Origin of the sequence: Brevibacterium sp. Marseille-P9724 (assembly GCF_902500275.1) — a bacterium.
GTDB lineage: Bacteria > Actinomycetota > Actinomycetes > Actinomycetales > Brevibacteriaceae > Brevibacterium.
In genome coordinates this window covers 1-19,411 of sequence record NZ_LR723001.1, presented here as the reverse complement: position 1 = coordinate 19,411, position 19,411 = coordinate 1, and the positions used below count along the sequence as shown (strand labels likewise).

Here is a 19,411-nt window from a genome sequence, read left to right as displayed (position 1 = left end):
TCCGCATTGCCGCTGAACAGCCCAGCAGGGGCACTGTGAGCAAAGGGGCTCTTATGAACATCGACCTCGATGACGCTGCGCAGATATACGAACTCGATCGCGCGCACGTTTTTCATTCGTGGTCTGCCCAGGCGCAGATCAATCCCATGACCGTCACGCGCGCCGAAGGTTCGCACGTGTGGGACGGCGAGGGCCGAAAGTTTCTGGACTTTTCGTCCCAGCTGGTCAACACGAACATCGGCCACCAGCACCCCAAGGTCATTCAGGCCATCAAAGACCAGGCTGATTCGATTGCCACGATCGCCCCGGCCCACGCGGTCAAGCCGCGCTCTGAGGCTGCCGCACTCATCACCGGCCTGGCGCCAGACGGCATGGACTATGTGTTCTTCACCAACGGCGGAGCGGATGCCAACGAAAACGCCGTGCGGCTGGCGCGCCTGCACACGGGGCGGCAGAAAGTGCTGTCTGCCTACCGCAGCTTCCACGGGGCTACGAGCCTGGCGGTGAACCTCACCGGCGACCCGCGCCGCATTCCCAATGACACCCCGGGTGAGGGCGTTGTCCACTTCTTCCCGCCGCACACCTACCGGTCGCACTTCGGCACGGACAATGAACACGATGAAACCGAACGCGCTCTGCGCCACCTGGAAGACGTCATTGTGCTCGAAGGTGCGCAGAACATCGCAGCGCTCATCCTGGAGACGATTCCCGGCACCGCAGGCATCTACGCTCCCCCGCCGGGCTACCTGGAGGGCGTGCGAGAGCTGACCCGCAAGTACGGGATCATGTACATTGCCGACGAGGTGATGGCCGGCTTCGGTCGTTCCGGCACGTGGTTCGCCTTTGAGCAGTTCAATGTTGTGCCGGACCTCATCACCTTCGCCAAAGGTGTGAACTCCGGATATGTGCCGCTGGGCGGGGTCATCATGTCCAATGAGATCAAGCAGACCTTTGACGACCGCGTTTTCCCCGGAGGTCTCACGTATTCCGGTCACCCTCTGGCGACCGCGGCCGCGGCTGCGACAATCAAAACCATGCGGGAAGAGGAAATGGTCGAAAACGCCGCCCGGCTGGGAGAAGAAGTCATCCGGCCTGCGCTGGAGAAGATGCATGCCAACCACCCGTCGGTGGGTGATGTGCGCGGACGCGGCTGCTTCTGGGCCATTGAACTGGTCAAGAACAAGGAAACCCGCGAACCGCTGGCACCCTACGGGACGACGAGCGAAGCGATGAACGCCACGATCGCCAAAATCAAGGAGTACGGTGTTCTGCCTTTTGCCAACTTCAACCGCATTCACGTGGTGCCGCCGCTGAACACACCAGACGACGACGTTGTGGCAGGCCTGGACGCCATTGACCGCGCACTCGACGTGGCCGACTCATTCACGGAGTAAGGGGCACGATGTTCGGACTTCCTGTAACAACACTGCTCATCATCGTGGGCATCCCCCTGGGTTGGATTGCCTACACGCTCATCTTCTTCTTTTCATCATCACACTGGGGTGCCGAAGATGCGGAAGAAAGCGCACTCGGGACGCCTGAAGAAGGAGGTGCGCTGTGAGCATCGAACTGACATTCCTGCTGATCTACTTTGCCGCGATGATTGCGATCGGCGTGTGGACCATGCGGCGCAGCTCGACTGGCGAAGAGGGCTACCTCCTGGGTGGGCGCAGCCTGGGTCCGGCGGTGACGGCGCTTAGGCTGCAGTCGTCGTCGATGTCCGGCTACATGTTCCTCGGTGCGGGGTCACTCGGCTACACGCAGGGCTACTTCGGCATGTGGTACGCCATGGGCGACATCGGCGGTGGTGTGCTCAACCTGTCGATTCTGGGCAGGCGCATGCGGAAACTGTCGCAGATGCTCGGATCGCTGACTTCGATTGAGTATTTGGAGCACCGTTACCCGTCGGCGTGGACGCGGGCGGTGGCCGCACCGATCGCGCTGGCGTGCATGTTCCTGTACGTGCTGACACAGTTCATTGCCGGTGGGCGAGGGCTGGAAATGGTCACCGGAATTGACTTCAAGTGGTCGCTGCTCATTGCGATCGGCGTGATTGTTCTCTACACGTTCCTGGGCGGATACCTGGCTGTTGCGTATTCGGACTTCGCGCAGGCGATCATCATGCTGATCGGCATGCTGTGGATTCTCATTGCCACGCTCATGGCTGTCGGCGGTCTGACCGCGGGCAACGAGGCGGTCGGCGAGATCAACCCGAACCTGCTCACCATGTGGGGACCCGACGGCTTTGAGTCCGTCGAATGGGGTGTGATCATCGGTGCGCTGCTGATCTTTTCGATCGGCTACATGGGCTACCCGCACGTGAACGTCAGCCACATGGCCATGAAGAAGCCCTCGGTTGCGCGCACTGCGGCGCTGTACTCGACGGGCTTCAACCTGCTGTTCGTGCCGGCCCCGTACCTGGTTGGCGTTATGGCGCTGGTGCTGCTTCCGAACCTGTCGGATCCTGAACTGGCCGTGTTCGGAATTGCCGAGGCGGTGCTGCCGAACTTCGCTGTCGGCATCGTCATGGCTGCCATCATGGCAGCGATTATGTCGACAGCGGATGCGCTTCTTCTGCAGAGCGGCACGATTGCCTCGCACGATATTTTTGAGCGCTTCATCAGCCGCAGCGGTTCGCAGCGCCAGGCAGTGTGGGTTTCGCGCATCACGGTGCTGGTGCTTGCTGTGATCGGTTTCGCTGTTGCTTTGACGGGAGCGCCCGGTGTGGCTGACCTGGTCATCTTCGCCACCACGATTCTCGGCACGTCGTTTGTTCCGGCGTATGTTGCCGCCGTGTGGTGGAAGAAAGCGAACACTGCCGGAGCTATTTCGTCGATGATCGTCGGTGCTGTGGTTCCGGTTGTGTGGCAGCTGGGCGGTCTGACGGAGAAGACGTCAATCGACCCGATGGCAACGGTTGTTATCTCCGCGCTGACGCTTGTTGTGGTGTCACTTGCCACGCAGAAGGCCAACCCCGTGCCTGAGCACATTGTCGACGCTCTGAACGAAACTGCGAAGGTTGGGCCGATTCCGGCTCGCCTGGCCATGGGGCAGAACCCCGGTCTCGCCGCGCAGGTCCCGGTTGAGGATGAAGCTGGTGCTGGCGACGATGGTGCTGGCTCAACTGCCGCGGGCAGCGCCGGTCAGGTGACGGACGCTGACGGCTCCGATGGCGGTCAGGTGAGGAAGGCTGGCGAGGTGGAAGGCACCTCGCGTGACTGACCCGAACCTGGTGACGGGGTCAGCTGGGCTGCGTGCAGTCCGGCTGACCCCGTCGGTTTCGGCCGCTGAGGCCGAGGAGGTTGTTCGCCGCAGATTGGGCGGCGGGCAGGCTTCCGCGCGGCTGGTTCACCACCCGTTTTGGCATGTGCGGTTGTTGGTTCAGCGAGAGCGCGGGCGGTCGTTGGCGCGGCTGTTCGGGCGGGGTGACACTGGTGGTTTCGGCGCTGGTGGCGCGGCGAGTTCAGCGGCAGTCGACGTGCTTGTCGATGCCAGGGGCGGCACCTCGTTCATTGCGCACTTCCCGGTGGAGGGAACAGCGGTTGAGGCCAGCGGCGCTTTGGCAGAGGCTCCGTCTGAAGCGGTTGCGCGGCAGGCGCGCGACCTCGCTGCCGCAGCCCTGCGGAAGCGCTACCGGCTGGGCATGGTGTTCGACCTGGAGCCGGAAGAACCCCGCGGCGTGCTCAAACCCAATTGGGTGGTTGAGGCCCGCGGGCGCGGGATGAGCGCGCGGATGCTGGTCGACGGTTTCGATGGTTCCCATTGGGTCATCGAGGCGAAGAAGACCAACTGATCGTATTTACACGCAGTCGTTTTCACAGAGCCGTATTCACGCACAGTCGGGCACGGGGAATGTTGGAGTCTTGCGAGCTCAGGCTTTGAGTACGTAGCGGAGAGTTTCGACTACCTGTTCGGTGGTTTCGCACCACGCCTGCGCGTCGGCGTCGACTTCTTTGAGCGGGTGGATGATGTCAGCATCGTGCAGTGTGATGTACGGCTTGCCCAGCCCTGCAGCGTAGCCCGCATCGAATGCGGCGTTCCACTGCTTGTATTTATCCCCAAAGCGCACAACAACTATGTCCGCTTTTTCAATGAGGGTGCGAGTGCGGATGGCGTTGACCTTGGCGGACTGGTTGTCGCGCCAGAACTGGGAGTGGGTTTCAGCCAGGTGGTCACCAGCGGCGTCACTTGCCGGATGGTCGGTCACGGGTGCGGTGAACGTGATGTCGAGGCCTGCGCCTTTTGCGCCGCGTTCGATTTCTTCACGCCAGTCAGTGTGGATTTCACCGGACAGGTACACGTTGAACGTCATGAAGGGCTCCTTCGTCGAATGTGAGCTGAGTTCGTCTGAACAGTCTGCCTGGACGGTTTGTCCATTAACTGTCTCACATTGCGCAACACGGCACACCCGCAGTCCGCGCCCGGGCCAGCCCGACCCGGCGGCTCTGGCGGCCCCGACCCGGCGCCTCGGCATTCCACACCCGGCCCTCCACCTCGTCGGCCTTCGGCACCCGGCCCGGCGGCCCAGCCCCACCTCGTCGGCCCCCAGCCAACCCAGACTCACGCTTTAATGCAGGTTTGCGCGCTAATGCGCCGCATTAAAGCGTGAGTCTGCATTACCGCGTGCGCAAGGGCAGGTAAGGGGACGAGGTGGAGGTCGGCTGGGCAGGGCCCGGTTACTTCGCTACGAAGTACATCCGCTTATTGACGAACTCATCCATGCCAAGCGGTCCGAGCTCACGGCCAAAGCCTGAGCGCTTGACACCGCCAAACGGGAACTCCGCGCCCTCACCGGCGAAAGTGTTCACGTTCGACATGCCGACGTCAAGCTGCTGAGCTATCTTCTGTGCTCTGTCTTCATCACGTGAGAACACAGCCCCGCCGAGCCCGAACTCAGTGTCGTTTGCCAGTGCAAGGGCTTCTTCATCCGACGACACCCGATAGACGACAGCCACGGGGCCGAACAGCTCTTCCCTGTACGCGGCCATGTCCGATGTGACGTCGGTGATGACTGCCGGCGAAAAGTAAGCGGCTTCACCTCGCTCACCGCCCGCGTGCAGAGTTGCACCGTCTTTCACCGCCTGCTTGACCTGCTTGTCCAAGCGCTCCGCGGCAGCCAATGACGACAACGGGGTGTAGCTGTTCTCGTTTTCGTCTGCGGGCCCGCCCGGATACATATTCTCAGCGAGCGCTTTGAGCTCTTCAACGAACTCGTCGTAGATGTCATCCATAACGATCATTCGCTTGTTTGCGTTGCACACCTGGCCGGTGTTGATCAGCCGGGTTTCCCACGCTTCCTTGGCTGCGGCTTTGACATCGGCCGTATCGAGAATGACGTAGGGGTCTGAACCGCCCAATTCGAGTACAGCTTTCTTCAGGTGCTGGCCCGCTAAGGCTGCAACCGCTGCGCCTGCACGCTCGGAGCCCGTCAGCGAAACCCCCTGAACCCGTGGATCGGCAATGATGTCTGCCACTTGGTCGTGACTTGCAAAGACGTTGTTATATACGCCCTCGGGGACACCTGCATCGTGCATGATCTTTTGGATTGCCAGGGCAGACCGGGGGCAGATCTCTGCGTGTTTGAGGATGATCGTGTTGCCGAGCATGAAGTTCGGGGCGGCGAATCGTGCCACCTGATAGTAGGGGAAGTTCCACGGCATAATGCCCAGAAGCGCTCCGATTGGCCTGCGTTCGATGAAGGCTCGGCCGGACGCATTGGTCGGAATCTCCTGGTCAGCAGACAGTTCTTCAGCATTGTCTGCAAAGTACTGGAAGATCTCTGCACTGAATTCGGCTTCTTCGATGCCCTCAGACACGGGCTTGCCCATCTCTTCGGAGATGATTTCTGCCAGTTCCTGCTTGCGCTCGGCGAACAGCGCTGCAACTCGGTACACGATTTCTCCGCGCTCGGCCGTAGACATCTTGCGCCACGACTGGTACGCGTTATGTGCCTTGTCAAGCGCTGACTCGACCTCTGCACTCGACGCACTGTTGAACTCTTCTACAACTTCTCCAGTTGCTGGATTCTGCACTCGGTAAGACGATGAGCTCATAACGTTTCCTTTCTCGACGGCGTGCTTCGCTGCACGCAGCTTTGAGCTGTGGTTTCGACTGATTTCCGTGGCGGTCGGCTACGAAGCGAAGCCGACACCCATTGCATCGAGGACCCGCAGCAGCGGTCCTCGTTTGCCCTCGTTCTGATCGGATTTGATGAGAGCCTTCGTTGTGAGCTTTGCGCCAACCCACATAAAAGGTTCGGGCGGGAACGGCAGTGGTTTCTTCTTGACCATCTCCAGTTCAGTGATCTCCGTCTTCGCTCCCGCCAACAAGTCGAGCATGACTTCAGCGCCGAATCGGGATGCGCCCACACCGAGCCCGGTGAAACCGGCTGTGTAGGCCACCTTGCCGCGAAAGGCGGTGTCGAAGAAGGCGAAGAATCGGGTCGAGGCGTCAATTGCCCCGCCCCAGGCGTGGGTGAACTTCGTGCCCTCAGCTTGAGGGAACGTTTCGAAGAAGTGCCGGGCAAGCGTTTCGAAGGTCTCCTGCCTGGTGTAGAGCTTTGGCGACACTGCCCGCCCGTAGTAGTAGACCGCGTCCCAACCGCCGAACAGGATCCGGCCGTCGACTGTGCGGCGGTAGTAGTGGAACTGGTTTGCAGCGTCTGCGAGCCCTTCACGCCCGGCCCAGCCTATTTCCGACCACTGTTCGTCGCTCAGCGGCTGTGTCATGAGGGCGTAGTCATAGATTGGCGCGGTATGCCACTTGACCCGATTGAGAAGAGAGGGAAAAGCGTTGGTGCCCAGAGCCACTCGGCGAGCGGTCACGGTGCCGTTGTCCGTGGTCAGCTTTACCGTGTTCCCTGCATTTTCCAAATTCCTGACGACAGAGTTCTCGTAGACTTCAACCCCGAGGTCACGGCAAACCCGCAGCAGACCCCAACAGAGCTTGGCCGGGTTGAGGATCGCGCACTCGCGTTCCATAAACAGTCCCGCTTTGTATGTGGGGGATTTGATAGACGCCTGAAGTTCTTCTTGCGACAGAAAGACGGCATCCTCCTCCGGGTTGTGAGCTTCCCTGAGACCGGCAACCTGGTAGTCCTCCAATGCAATGTCGATGAGGCCGGTGCGCTCGAAATCACAGTCGATCCCGTAGCGAGTGATGGCGGCTTCGATTTCGTCAAGGTTGCGGTAGCCAAGGCGAGTGAGCTGGGCGTTTTCATTTGGCAGGTGCTTTTCGCCGTTGTCCGCACCGTGAGTCAGACTCGCTTCGCAGACCCCGCCGTTACGGCCCGATGCTGCCCAGCCGACCGTGCCGCCTTCAAGAAGAACAACGTGTCGGTCGGGGTCGCGTTCTTTGGCAAGCAGGGCAGTCCAAAGTCCCGTGAAGCCCCCGCCGACAACAGCGAGATCACAGCTGCGGTTCCCCGATAGCGGGGCTGTTGCCTCGGGCCGTTCTGGGCTGTCTAGCCAAAATGCTTCGTTGGAGACGTCGGCAAGACTTGATCTGATCTGAGATTCCGAAACGGGCATTTTTACCTCACCATTGTTTTGACGATGTCGGTGGATGATTCACCTGAGCGCCGCAGGACCAGTCCCACGACCCCAAGGGCAATGAATGTCAGGACGAGCATGACGGTCGAAATCGCGGCCACTTCCGGCCGCAGCGCCACGCGCACGGCAGAGAAGATGTAGACCGGCCACGGCGTATAGCCCGGCTGTTGGACAAAGCTGGACAGAATTGTGTTGTCTAAGCTCAGAGTGAAGGACATAAGAGCACCAGCCAGAATCCCCGGAGCTGCAATCGGCAGCGTCACTCTGCGGAAAGTCGACCAGGGCGTAGCCCCTAGGTCGGCCGCCGCCTCTTCCAGCGAGCGGTCTACTCCTGCCATACGCGTGCGGACAATGAACGTGACCACCGCTACGGAGAACATGGCATGCGAAACGGTCAGGCGCACGAGGCCGTTATTGAACACCCCTAAATGCGCGTCGACTCCCAGTGTCACAAACCACGGCAGAAAGGCGATGCCGTCAACGATCTCCGGCGTAACGAGAGTGACCGCCAACAGCGCAGTCAGCCCTGCAGCCCACCAGGTACCACCTCGTGCACGTGCCAGCGCGATTCCGCCCAGCGTGCCCAGCAGTGTCGCCAAAGCTGCTGACCCCACCGCCGCTTGAAGACTGGTCACCACAGAGGACACGATGACATCGTTGTTGATCCCCGACACATAGGCATCCAGGCCGAAGCCCTGCCAAGACGCCAACATGCGGCCAGTGTTGAACGAATAGGCGACTATGACTGCGATGGGAGCGAACAGGTAGACGAATACGAGGACTCCCCAAATAAACAGCCCTGCGTTGCGAGCTGAACTTCTCATCGTGTTCCGCCTTTCAAAGCAGTGATTTCCTCAGCTTTGAGGTGCACCGAGTTGATTCGCTCCATCATCCGCCGTCCAAGGAACATCAATACCGCTCCGAGACCAAGGACCAGCAGTGTGGCAAGCATCAGAGTCACGGCCATTGCGGAACCGAGCGCCCAGTTCTGGGCCGTGTTGAACTGGTTCGCAATCAGCTGGCCAACCATCGAACCGTTCGCTCCGCCAAGCACGGTCGCCGTCACGTAGTCGCCGTTGAGCGGAATGAAGACAAGCAGGCAGCCAGACACCACACCCGGCATAGCCAGCGGCAAAGTCACTCGGAAGAAAGTCGACCAAGGGCCTGCGCCGAGGTCGTAGCTTGCCTCTCTCAGCTGTCTCCCGGCCGCATCCATTGCTACGAACAGCGGAAGAATCATCAACGGCAGGTAGTTGTAGACAACGCCGATCTGCACTGCTGCCCGCGTGTAGAGAATATCGAGGCCGCCTTCGCTGAGCCCCAGCGCTTGGAGCGTTTTCGACACAAAGCCTTCGCTCGACAGCATGATCTGCCATCCAAGGGTTCTGACCAAAAAGTTCGTCCAGAACGGAACCATGACCAAAGCCAAGAGCAGCCCCCGACGCTCCGGTCTGACCTTCACAGCCAGCCAGTACGAAAAGGGAACCGCAATCAGCAAGCAGATCAGAGTGCCGAGTATCGAAATCCGCAGCGTTGACAGGAAAGTCGACAGAGCCGAAGAAGACAGAGCCTCGCCGTAGCGATCAAAGCTCAGCCTGTCCATTGCTACCGTCGTGAACGCATCTGGCTTATAGCCGAAGCTGTACCACAGCACGAGGGCCACCGGGATGACGAAGAAGAAAACAGCGTAGGCCCACGTGGGAAACGAGAGGGCCCCGGGGCCGAGGATTCGGGATGCTATGCGCTTCATGCTGAGCTCCTAGTCCTTGCGTCTGCATAGATATCGACCCTGGGCTGAATGCCCTTTCCTTCTTCTGAGGGAACCAGCCGATCCAGGATTGTTTGTTCTGGGAAGATCAGTTCGGGAAAGTCGAAGTCGCCCGCCGCCTCTTTCAGGCCCTTCGTCCCAACGTGATAGCCGATGTAGTCGACATTTCGCAGTGCCGCTTCGGGAGTCAGCATGTAGTTGATGAACTCATACGCAGCATCTGGGTGGGGCGCCCCGGTTGCAATACACCAGTTGTCCATCCACAGGTTTGCAACCGGAGTGGGGAACACGAACTTCCAGCGGTCAGGGTCGTCAGCTTCCAAAAGCCCTTGGCGCGCATCTCCGTTGAATGCATGCAGAAGACTCAGCCCGCCCTGGGCCATACCCTGGGCAACTGTGCTTGAATACGCGCGAATATGAGGGGCGATGTCGTCGACGACAATCGACCGGGCCTGCTTCAGGACATCGGAGTCTTCTGTATTGACGTCCTCACCCATAGCAGCCAGCGCGATTGCGGTGAGTTCCCACGGGTCTTCGAGGACGGCAGTCCGGCCAGCGGCCTCTTTGCCCGCAGCGTCAATGAAGTCCTGCCAAGTAGTCAGGTCCCGCTTGATGACTGTTCGGTCGTATATGTAGCCAGTGGTTCCCCATGCCTTGCATATTGAATACCTGTTTCCAGGATCAAACTGCTGGTCGATGAAGTTCGGATCCATATTCGCAAAGTTGGGGATCCGGTCGAGGTCGAGCGGCTGAATGAGATTGTGCTCGATCATCAGCGGTATCCGCGAACCGGTTGGGACCACGATGTCGTAGCCGGAGGTGCCTCGACTGCCGGCAAGTTTAGCGACAAGTTCGTCGTTTGAGCCGTACGAGTCGACCTGCACTCGAATGCTGACATTCTGTGAGAATGCCCTGATGTTCTCAGGGTCGTCGTAGTCGCCCCAGGAGTACAGGTTCAACTTGTCTTCGAGTCTGCCGTCAGGACGAGGGGAATCGGCCATCCTCCCGGTCTGCCCGCAGCCGGCCAGCCCAGCCAGGCCGACTAAGCCCATTCCACTCAGAAAAGCTCTTCGGCTCGGGTTGGCTGCGGCAGTCAGCTGCCTTTTGATTCGGCCAGCCTGCGACCGAGGTGCGAGAAATCGAACCGCGCGCTTGTCATCGTTCATGGCTGAACACCTGAACCTGGCCTGTTCCCCATGAAACACATACCTCTGCACCGGCAGCTGTCGCCTGGGCCGAAAGTGCGGACTCGCGGACCAGGATTTCGTGCCCGTCGAAAAGCCGGACTATGTACTGAACAACATCTCCGAGGAAGGACACTCCGACGACTTTGCCCTCGACCGCGTCCAGGAGGTCGTTGGCCGCAGCTCTGTTCTGCTGCCCGGCTGCGGTTGAATCATCCAGAGGAGTCAGCTTCATGTTCTCGGGGCGAATAGCGACTTCGACCGCGTCTCCCCTGCTGGCTCCCTCTGGGAGCTGAACAGCTCGCGCAGTGATCTTCGAACGTGAGCTGCGCAGAACGGCAGTGTCACCTTCGATGGCTTCGATTTTCGCATCTACAAAATTCTGCTTGCCGATGAACCCTGCGACGAACCGGTTTGCCGGCTGAAGATAGATTTCTTCGGCATTGCCGATCTGCTGAATCTTCCCTCCGCTCAACACGACGATTCGGTCGCTCATCGCCAGCGCCTCTTCTTGATCGTGGGTGACGAAGACGAATGTTGTGCCGAGATCGGCGTGCAGGCGCTTGAGCTCAATCTGCATCTCTTCTCGAAGCTTTCTGTCCAGCGCCGACATCGGTTCATCGAGCAGAAGCACCTTGGGGTCGATTGACTAAAGCGCGTGCGAGAGCCACACGCTGCTGCTGACCGCCAGACAGCTGACCTGGCCTGCGTTCAACGAAGCTCTCCATCTGGACCAACTGCAGGGACTGCACTACCCGTTCGCGAATCTCCTTTTTCGGAACCTTCTTTCGCTGGAGACCGAAGGCTACGTTGTCCGCCACGCTCATGTGAGGAAACAATGCGTAGGACTGAAAGACCGTATTGACTGAACGACGGTAGGCAGGCACCCCAACCAGGTTCTGACCGGAAAGGCACATCTGTCCCTCAGTAGGGTCCTCGAACCCGGCGATGATTCTCAGGAGAGTTGTCTTCCCGCAACCAGATGGTCCCAACAGCGAAAGGAACTCGCCGGATGCGACCGTCAGATCGAGGTCGTCCAGCGCAGTGTGGTCACCGAACCGCTTTGTAACTCCTCGGATTTCAAGTTGGCCGGCTTCTGCACATTCGGCATGGCGCGAAGCAGCTGCTTCAGTACTGGTTGTCATGCTTCCCCTCTTCTCTGGTGTCGCAGAAGGTTTCGCCCGTCACACCGGCAACTCTGCTGGTGAATAGGCCGTGGCTTTGCACTCTCGTCTCTGAGCGTCCAGAACAGACGTCATAGGACGCGGCGTGAGCTGCAACACAGCAACATCGAACACGGTACCGCGCAGAAAGCGCATGTGTCTACTGATTCAGTTGAAAACCAGAATCTTGCTATCGCTTTCGACAGTTTGATACTGTCATTAGTGCGCAATCGATTGCCGCTTTGCAGGAGATAAATGCATGGAACACCTCAAGGGAGCTGATCAGGAGTTAGAACTCGACAGCAAATCGAAGGCGATTATCGAAGCACTGCAGCAGGACGGCCGTCGCAGCTATGCAGAGATAGGCCGCGAAGTCGGGCTTTCAGAAGCCGCTGTTCGACAGCGCGCTGCGAAGCTCACCGCTGCGGGAGTCATGCAGATTGTCGCCGTCACCTCGCCCATGCAGCTGGGCTTCAAACGCCAGGCAATGATCGGCGTGAGGGTTCATGGGGACATAACCGAAACCGCCGAAGCGCTGAGCAGACTCCCCCAGGTTGACTACACGGTCGTGACCGCCGGAACGTACGACATCCTCATTGAAGTCGTCTGCGCAGACGACGATGAGCTTCTTGAAACCCTGCAGCAGCTGCGCGCCTTCGAATCGATCCAGTCAACAGAAACCATGATGTACCTCAAACTCTGGGACCAGAAGTACAACTGGGGCACCAGATAAGACGAGGCAAGAAAGCAAGGATTCCAATGTCAAACACTGACCTTCAAGCAGGCCTGCGCGATCACCTGTGGATGCACATGGCAAGCCACGAACACCTGTTCACCGGCGGTCGCACACCGATCATCACCCACGGCGAAGGCCACCACGTGTGGGATGACAAGGGGCACAAGCTCATTGACGGCCTGGCCGGACTGTTCACGGTGCAGGTGGGCTATGGGCGTGAGGAGCTCGCCCAGGCTGCCTACGACCAGACCAAGAAGCTGGGTTTCTTCCCCCTGTGGTCCTATGCGCACGAACCAGCCATCGAACTGGCCACCCGCCTGGCCGCCTACGCACCGGGCGATCTCAACAGGGTGTTCTTCACCTCGGGCGGTGGTGACTCTGTCGAGTCCGCACTGAAGCTCGCCAAGAACTACTTCCGCCTGACCGGCAAGCCGGGCAAGCACAAGATCATTTCCCGGGCGACCGCCTACCACGGCACCCCACACGGTGCCCTGAGCGTGACCTCGCTGCCGGACCTGCGCAATCAGTTTGCACCGCTCGTGCCCGGTGCGCACAAGGTGCCGAACACCAACTTCTACCGCGCTGACGACCGCTTCGCCGGTGACGAAAAGGCATTCGGCCGCTGGGCTGCCGACCGTATTGAAGAAGCCATTGAGTTCGAAGGTGCGGATTCCGTTGCGGCGGTGTTCGTCGAACCCGTGCAGAACTCCGGCGGCTGCTTCCCGCCACCTCCGGGATACTTCGAGCGCGTGCGCGAAATCTGCGATGAACACGATGTTCTGCTGGTCTCGGATGAAACGATCTGCGCCTTTGGCCGCATCGGCTCGATGTTCGCATGCAACGACTTCGACTATGTGCCGGACATCATCACCACTGCCAAGGGCATCACCTCCGGCTATGCCCCGCTGGGCGCGATGGTCGCCTCCGACCGCCTGTTCGAACCCTTCGGCAAGGGCGGGGAAACTTTCTACCACGGCTACACCTTCGGCGGACACCCCGTTTCCTGCGCCGTGGCACTGGCCAACCTCGACGTCATGGAAAAGGACGGTCTGAACGACCGCGTGGCATCGAACTCACTGGCCTTCCGCAACACCCTTGAGAAGCTCACGGACCTCCCGATTGTCGGCGACGTCCGAGGTGAGGGTTACTTCTTCGGCATTGAACTGGTCAAGGACAAGGCCACCAAGGAAACGTTCACGGAAGAAGAGTGCGAGCGCGTCCTCAACGGCTTCGTGTCGCCGGCACTGTACGAACGCGGCCTGTACTGCCGAGCTGACGACCGCGGCGAACCCGTCATTCAGCTGGCTCCCCCGCTGACCTGCGGGCCCGAGGACTTCGAGGAAATGGAGCAGATCATCCGCTCCGTCCTCGTCGACGCAGCCGAAAAACTGTAAGAAGAACGGGGACGAGGTGCCGGTTGCGGCACCTCGGCAACCGGCGCCTTGGCGGGGGTCGGCAACTTGGCAATCGGCACCTCGGCAGCCAACCGACCCCTCGGCCGACTCCCCAGCCAGTCCAGACTCACGCTTTAATGCAGCCTCACGCGCAAATGCGGCGCATTAAAGCGTGGATCTGCATTTCCGCGCGAGAACACGCCAGTAAACGGACGAGGTGCCGACCCGGTTTTCTATTCTGGCTTCGGCTTTTCGGTCAGCGCAGCAACGACTTCCTGGGCGGCGCGGCGGCCTGATGTGATCGCTCCGTCGATGTAGCCGTTCCATTTCTGTGCGGTTTCTGCACCCGCCCAGTGGATGAGCCCATAAGGTTCGGCGAGCTTTGGGCCGACCGTAGTCCACAGGCCGGTGCCGAAACGACCGCCGTAGCAGCCTCGCGTGTACTGTTCCTCAGTCCAGTTGCGCTGAAGCACTTCTAGGGGTTCACCCGCCTCGTGACCGAAGTAATGAACCAGGTCGCCGATGACCGCACGGGCTCGTTCGTTTTCTGTCATCGACGCGAACTCACGGGCGTGATGGCCTTCAACAAATGCAACGAGGATTCCACGATCGGATGATGGTACGCAGTTGTCGTAGATCAACGACACCGCGTGGTCGAGGCTCAGAACCGTCCCGTTCAACCCGGCTTCGCGCCAGAAGGGCTTTTCGTATTCAATCTGGAACTTGATGACGTCACCGGGGATCATCTGGCTGAGCGCAGTGAACCGGTCCGCTGGCAACGGCGGTTCATAGTCAAGCCTGCTGGCAATGACGGGCGGAGCAGTGACGATCACGCGCTTGCAATGATGCTGTGCCCCACCTGCGGTGACGGCAACCGGATACTGCTCCTCGCTCTGGCTCTGCTCAATCTTTGCGACCGGGGCATTCAGCACAATCTCACTGTCGATTCGCTCAGCGAGCTTTTCGGAGATCTGGTGTGTACCCCCTTCGACCCGCAGCTCCTGTGCCCCGTCGATTGTTGTCATCATTCGATGCAGTCCCCCGCCGGAAGACAGATAGAACAGCATGTGCAGGGCCGAATACTCGGTTGATTCGGCAGCGAAGATGGTTGCGAGCATGACGTGGGCGAAACGGCGGGCCAGTTCGTGCTCACAGTTTGCATCGACCCACTCGGAGGCTGACATGGAGTCGAGCCGCTTGGCTTCCGGGGAAAGCCACGGCGAGGCCCGGTCTATTGATCGAGCAGTCTCATCGACCAATTCGACAAAGCGAGCAAACGCCGCACTTCCATCAGCACCCAAGCCGAAGGCATCATCCGCATCGCCCGTGCCCTCTCTTCGCAGCCCTTCGGCGAAAAGCAGCGTCTTGCCTTCATCGTGAACCTGAAACGTGCTCAGTCCAAGCTCAGCGGCCAGTTCCAGCGCCGCATCCTGGGTTGGGCCCAGCCACTGGCCGCCCAATTCGATGGCCGTTCCGGAAGAAAACTGCCCGCACTCTGTTCGACCGCCCACGCGTGCCCTGGCTTCGAGTACGCGGACTGACAATCCGCTTTCTTCGAGCTCCCTTGCCGCACTCAGGCCCGCAGCCCCGGCGCCGACGATTACAACATCGACCGGGCTTGCGGTCGCATCAGTCTTGATGATCACCTTTGATCACTCCTTTGCTCTAAAGCTGCCTTCTATTGACCAGCGCACCTTCAGGCAGCGCCAGACGTGCCTCGATGGGCGAGGCGATCCGCAGCCGATAGTCTTCCTGATTTCCAAAGCGCACCAGTATGTGCGCATTCAGACCGTCAAGAAGCGCTATCAACTCCCATGCACAGCCTGAGACGTCTTCTACGCGAAAGTCGCCTTCGGCCGCACCGGCTTCGATTATCTGTTCAAGAAACCGCTGCCATTCGGCCATGGACTGTCGAACCACTTGCGCCATCGACTCATCCAACCGTCCTATTGACCAGCCGTCGAGCCACACGGCTGCTGAGCCTTCGCGGCCGGTGACTGACAGAAGATCGATGAGGCGTGCCAATCTGCTCAGCGCGGAATCGCAGTCTTCGATCGCCTCCCGAACTTCTTCCAGTTCTGCTCGAATCAGGTCCCCGTAGGCCTGTGCTCGCAGGGCCGCAAGTTCGGGAACGTAGTGGACAACCAGCGAATGCGAAACCCCGAGCCTGCGCGCGAGGCTTCTGTGGGTCAGAGCGTGCAGTCCCTGTTCGACAGCAAGGCTCTGCGCGGCTTCGCGAATCTGCTTGAGCCGGTCGGCGGGACGGTGCCGCTTAGCACCGCGCTTGGGTTGACTGTCGTCCATTGACACACCCCCACAGGACGCATACTGTGTCGAACATCACTTATTGACCTTAAGGTCAATAAGCAGGACAAAGCAAGGTAAAGATGCCTTGCGTCACCTTCGTCAAAGACGCCGAGGAGTGCACAATGCCAAGCCAGAAGACACAGAAGATGTCGTCGAAAACGTCCTTGAAGCGAAGTTTGGGCATTCCGACGCTCGTCATCTTCGGACTCGCCTACCTGGTCCCGATGACCGTCTTCACAACCTACGGAATCGTCAATGAGATCACCGGCGGATTCTTAAGCTCCGCATATTTTCTGACGCTGGTCGCAATGCTGTTCACTGCGATCAGCTACGCCGTGCTGAGCCGAAAGGTCAGCTCAGCCGGCTCCGCCTATGCCTACACGCGTCTGGGCTTCGGCTCTAAAATCGGGTTCCTGACCGGATGGACTGTCCTGATCGACTACATTCTGCTGCCGATGCTCAACTACCTGCTGATCGGCATCTACCTCAATCAGCAGTTCCCATCTGTTCCCGGCTGGGTGTTCGCTCTTGCTGCGCTCGTGCTTGTCACAACACTCAATATCGTGGGCATCAGCGCGGTCAAAAGCGCCAATGTGGTCATCGTCGCCCTGCAGTGCCTGTTCTTCGCTGTTTTTCTTCTGGTGGCCGTTCGCTCATTTCAGTCGGGCGTCAGCCCTCTCGACCCTTTTTTCCGCAGCGATTTTGAACTCTCAGCGGTCGCTGCTGGCGCGGCAATTCTCTGCTTGTCGTTCCTGGGCTTCGACGCTATTTCAACCATGGCCGAGGAGGCTCGTGACCCAGAGCGGACCGTTCCGCGCGCAATCGTGGCCACCACCATCATCGCCGGCATTTTCTTCATCGGCATCAGCTGGACGGCATACATGGCATTCCCCGAGGTCATCACGGGCCCCGAAGCAGAGTCTTCTGCGGTGATCATGCTCGCCAATATCGGGGGCAATTTCCTGACAAGCCTGTTCCTCGCCGCCTATGTCACCGGAGCTACGGGGTCGGCCCTGGCCTCACAAGCCAGCGTTTCGCGGATTCTGTACAGCATGGGCAGGGACTCGGTGCTGCCGAAGCGCGTTTTCGGAGTTCTGTCACGCCGGTTCCGCACGCCCGTCGGTGCGGTGCTCTTTGTTGCAGCGGTTTCACTGAGTGCCGTGTTCGCCGATGTTGACACTGTGGCGTCCCTTGTCAGCTTCGGGGCGCTGACCGCATTTTCGCTTGTGAATCTGTCCGTCATCAGCGTGTTCTTGCTGCGCAAAAACGTTGAAGGCACAAAGTCGTACTTCGTTCACGGAGTGATCCCCAGTATCGGTTTCCTATTGACCGTCTGGCTGTGGACGAACCTGAATATGTCCACTCTCGTCGTAGGCGTGTGCTGGATCCTCGTGGGCTTGGGCTACCTGGTATTCCTCACCCGCGGCTTCAAACGTCCGGTGCCGCGCATGACGGGTGCCTGAGCCAGCTGCGCGTCCGCTCCGGTCGGCTGCCTGGCCTTTCGACCCATTTTGGTCGGTCCAGATCCACGCTGTAATGCGGGTTTGCGCGAAAATGCGCCGCATTAGCGCGTAACTCTGCATTACAGCGTGAGAACGCACAGGTAAAAGCACGAGGCGGAGGTCGGCCACCCGGCCAACCTCCGCCTCCCCCATCACCGAGCGGTGATGGGACTTCCCGGGGTGGAAGGGCCGGGTTCGTCCGCCTTCACCTCGTCTTTGGGTTTGGCTGTGGCGATGAACAGTGCGGCCAGTAGCTGTGTTGCTGCCATGTAGAGGGCCACGGGCACCCAGCTGCCGGTGGCGGCAAACAGGCTAGTTGAAATCAGCGGTGCTGGAGCCGATGAAATCAGTCCGCACAGCTGGTAGCTGATCGATGCGCCGGTGTAGCGGACGCGGGGTTCGAACAGCTCGGCGATGAAGCCCGACGATGTCGCGTACACGAACGAGTGCCCAATGGGGAACGCCAGCACCATCGCGGCGTAGGCGGCCCAGGTTTGGCCGCTCATCATGAGCGCGAAGATCGGCACCGAAACGGCCGCGGTGACGAGAGAACCGACGATCATCATCTTCTTCTTACCGTGCTGATCAGCAAAAATGGCCACAAGCGGGATGGCGATGATGTCAAGCAGCGAACCGAATGCAATGGCCAGCAGCACGGTGCCGCGGCTCATATCGGTTTCCGCCGGCGCAAGAGCCAGCAGGTACACGGTGACCAGGTAGAACAGGGTGTTCGAACCGACCAGCGTGAAAATGCCGACGAGCAGTGAGTGTTTGTGGTCGCGGAACATCTCCAGGGCGGGGACGACGGCGTGCGATTCGTCTTCGTGCATTTTCTGCATGTCCGGGGAGTCTTCGAGCTTCAGACGAATGACGAAGCCGACCAGCACCAGCAGTGCGGACACGAGGAACGGGATGCGCCAACCCCAGGTGAGGAACTGCTCGTCGGGCATCATCTGCACCAGAAAGAACGCACCGGAGCTCAGCAGCGAACCGGCGGGCACACCGGCCTGCGGCCACGAACCGTAGAACGCCCGCTTGTGCCTAGGCGCGTGTTCGACGGCCATCAGAACGGCACCGCCCCATTCACCGCCAACACCGAAGCCCTGAATCAGCCGGAGGACCACCAGCAGGATGGGTGCGGCAATGCCGATCGTGGTGTAGCCGGGCAGCAGGCCGATCGCGACCGTCGCTCCACCCATCATCAGCAGCGACAGCACGAGCATCTGTTTGCGCCCGATCCTGTCGCCGAAGTGCCCGAACACCAGACCACCCACGGGCCGGGCGATAAACGCCACTGCGAAAGTCGCCAGCGCGCTCAGCTGGCTGGCTACCGGGCTGAGGCTGGGGAAGAACTGGTCGTTGAGCACCAGCACGGCCGCGGTGCCGAAAAGGAAGTAGTCGTACCACTCGATCGCGGTGCCGACAAAGCTGGCAAAGGCAACCTTGGCCGGGTTTTCCGGGGTTTTCGCAGCTGCCGAGGTGCCTGTTTGGTTGGCTGCCGAGGCGCCGGTCGCGACACCAGACTGGGAGCCTTCTGCGGGCGGCGTGCCGCCGGAGGAATTGAGCTTGTCGCTCATCGTTGAGCCTCTTTCTGTAAGTCCATGTATCTACCAGGCTGGACTGATATTCGCTTTGCGCATGGTGATGTGGCCGCAGTCACGCTACATGATGTGCGCTAGATGTAGTTCCTCGGGAGGTTGTGAACGGGATTTGAGGTCAGAGAAGACCCCCGGTATCGAGGTGGGTAACGACACGCACCCTGACCCGGAGGTCTTCCATGACACACCGTAACGCCCCGATGACCATC

Annotated in this window: 18 protein-coding genes; 7 read left to right on the top strand and 11 right to left on the bottom strand. The window is 59.9% G+C overall.

Features of this window, described 5'->3' with window-relative positions:
• Window positions 1-53 precede the first annotated feature (53 nt).
• The 4 genes from GC119_RS10460 to GC119_RS10450 are packed head-to-tail and all read left to right on the top strand — an operon-like array spanning window position 54 to window position 3,793.
• Entirely contained in the window at window positions 54-1,394 is a 1,341-nt protein-coding gene (locus tag GC119_RS10460) for an aspartate aminotransferase family protein (protein ID WP_151953114.1), read from the top strand.
• A gap of 8 nt (window positions 1,395-1,402) precedes the next feature.
• Window positions 1,403-1,561 carry a hypothetical protein gene (locus GC119_RS10975; protein WP_176745926.1) on the top strand — a complete coding sequence of 53 codons (159 nt, stop codon included), beginning with the start codon at window positions 1,403-1,405 and terminating at the stop codon, window positions 1,559-1,561.
• Window positions 1,558-3,222, top strand: coding sequence for a sodium/proline symporter (locus tag GC119_RS10455; protein WP_070576260.1), 1,665 nt, complete (start codon window positions 1,558-1,560; stop codon window positions 3,220-3,222). The genes GC119_RS10975 and GC119_RS10455 overlap by 4 nt, the downstream gene beginning before the upstream one ends.
• The gene (locus GC119_RS10450) at window positions 3,215-3,793 is read left to right on the top strand and encodes a hypothetical protein (RefSeq protein WP_070576258.1); all 579 of its coding nucleotides are present in this window, start codon (window positions 3,215-3,217) and stop codon (window positions 3,791-3,793) included. Before GC119_RS10455 ends, GC119_RS10450 begins: the two co-directional genes overlap by 8 nt.
• Window positions 3,794-3,871: 78 nt before the next feature.
• On the opposite strand, the gene GC119_RS10445 is transcribed toward GC119_RS10450, so the two are convergent.
• The 8 genes from GC119_RS10445 to GC119_RS11110 form a co-directional block, all read right to left on the bottom strand.
• Window positions 3,872-4,312 (bottom strand): YtoQ family protein, encoded by a 441-nt coding sequence (locus GC119_RS10445; RefSeq protein WP_070576255.1) that lies wholly within the window; start codon window positions 4,310-4,312, stop codon window positions 3,872-3,874.
• A 364-nt stretch (window positions 4,313-4,676) separates the two neighbouring features.
• Window positions 4,677-6,053 carry an NAD-dependent succinate-semialdehyde dehydrogenase gene (locus tag GC119_RS10440; protein ID WP_151953113.1) on the bottom strand — a complete coding sequence of 459 codons (1,377 nt, stop codon included), beginning with the start codon at window positions 6,051-6,053 and terminating at the stop codon, window positions 4,677-4,679.
• A 78-nt stretch (window positions 6,054-6,131) separates the two neighbouring features.
• Window positions 6,132-7,529, bottom strand: coding sequence for an NAD(P)/FAD-dependent oxidoreductase (locus GC119_RS10435; protein WP_151953112.1), 1,398 nt, complete (start codon window positions 7,527-7,529; stop codon window positions 6,132-6,134).
• Between the two features lie 2 nt (window positions 7,530-7,531).
• Window positions 7,532-8,374 (bottom strand): ABC transporter permease, encoded by an 843-nt coding sequence (locus GC119_RS10430; RefSeq protein ID WP_070576246.1) that lies wholly within the window; start codon window positions 8,372-8,374, stop codon window positions 7,532-7,534.
• The gene (locus GC119_RS10425) at window positions 8,371-9,300 is read right to left on the bottom strand and encodes an ABC transporter permease (protein WP_070777185.1); all 930 of its coding nucleotides are present in this window, start codon (window positions 9,298-9,300) and stop codon (window positions 8,371-8,373) included. The genes GC119_RS10430 and GC119_RS10425 overlap by 4 nt, the downstream gene beginning before the upstream one ends.
• A complete protein-coding gene (locus tag GC119_RS10420; RefSeq protein WP_070576240.1) occupies window positions 9,297-10,484 on the bottom strand; it encodes a spermidine/putrescine ABC transporter substrate-binding protein in 1,188 nt (395 codons plus the stop codon). Before GC119_RS10420 ends, GC119_RS10425 begins: the two co-directional genes overlap by 4 nt.
• Window positions 10,474-11,082 carry an ABC transporter ATP-binding protein gene (locus tag GC119_RS11115; RefSeq protein WP_226829405.1) on the bottom strand — a complete coding sequence of 203 codons (609 nt, stop codon included), beginning with the start codon at window positions 11,080-11,082 and terminating at the stop codon, window positions 10,474-10,476. The genes GC119_RS10420 and GC119_RS11115 overlap by 11 nt, the downstream gene beginning before the upstream one ends.
• Before the next feature lie 37 nt (window positions 11,083-11,119).
• Complete coding sequence (locus tag GC119_RS11110) at window positions 11,120-11,647, bottom strand: ABC transporter ATP-binding protein (RefSeq protein WP_226829404.1); 528 nt, start codon at window positions 11,645-11,647, stop codon at window positions 11,120-11,122.
• A 277-nt stretch (window positions 11,648-11,924) separates the two neighbouring features.
• Here GC119_RS11110 and GC119_RS10410 point away from each other — a divergent pair, with 277 nt between their 5' ends.
• The gene (locus GC119_RS10410) at window positions 11,925-12,398 is read left to right on the top strand and encodes an Lrp/AsnC family transcriptional regulator (protein ID WP_151953111.1); all 474 of its coding nucleotides are present in this window, start codon (window positions 11,925-11,927) and stop codon (window positions 12,396-12,398) included.
• A 26-nt stretch (window positions 12,399-12,424) separates the two neighbouring features.
• The gene (locus GC119_RS10405; RefSeq protein ID WP_151953110.1) at window positions 12,425-13,795 is read left to right on the top strand and encodes an aspartate aminotransferase family protein; all 1,371 of its coding nucleotides are present in this window, start codon (window positions 12,425-12,427) and stop codon (window positions 13,793-13,795) included.
• Between the two features lie 233 nt (window positions 13,796-14,028).
• On the opposite strand, the gene GC119_RS10400 is transcribed toward GC119_RS10405, so the two are convergent.
• Both GC119_RS10400 and GC119_RS10395 read right to left on the bottom strand, forming a co-directional pair.
• Window positions 14,029-15,441, bottom strand: coding sequence for a flavin monoamine oxidase family protein (locus GC119_RS10400; RefSeq protein WP_070777179.1), 1,413 nt, complete (start codon window positions 15,439-15,441; stop codon window positions 14,029-14,031).
• A 19-nt stretch (window positions 15,442-15,460) separates the two neighbouring features.
• Window positions 15,461-16,099 carry a TetR/AcrR family transcriptional regulator gene (locus tag GC119_RS10395; RefSeq protein ID WP_151953109.1) on the bottom strand — a complete coding sequence of 213 codons (639 nt, stop codon included), beginning with the start codon at window positions 16,097-16,099 and terminating at the stop codon, window positions 15,461-15,463.
• A gap of 125 nt (window positions 16,100-16,224) precedes the next feature.
• Here GC119_RS10395 and GC119_RS10390 point away from each other — a divergent pair, with 125 nt between their 5' ends.
• Entirely contained in the window at window positions 16,225-17,565 is a 1,341-nt protein-coding gene (locus GC119_RS10390; protein WP_193215659.1) for an APC family permease, read from the top strand.
• Between the two features lie 191 nt (window positions 17,566-17,756).
• Here the strand turns inward: GC119_RS10390 and GC119_RS10385 are convergent, their stop codons facing one another.
• Window positions 17,757-19,181, bottom strand: coding sequence for an MFS transporter (locus GC119_RS10385; RefSeq protein WP_151953107.1), 1,425 nt, complete (start codon window positions 19,179-19,181; stop codon window positions 17,757-17,759).
• Window positions 19,182-19,411 lie beyond the last annotated feature (230 nt).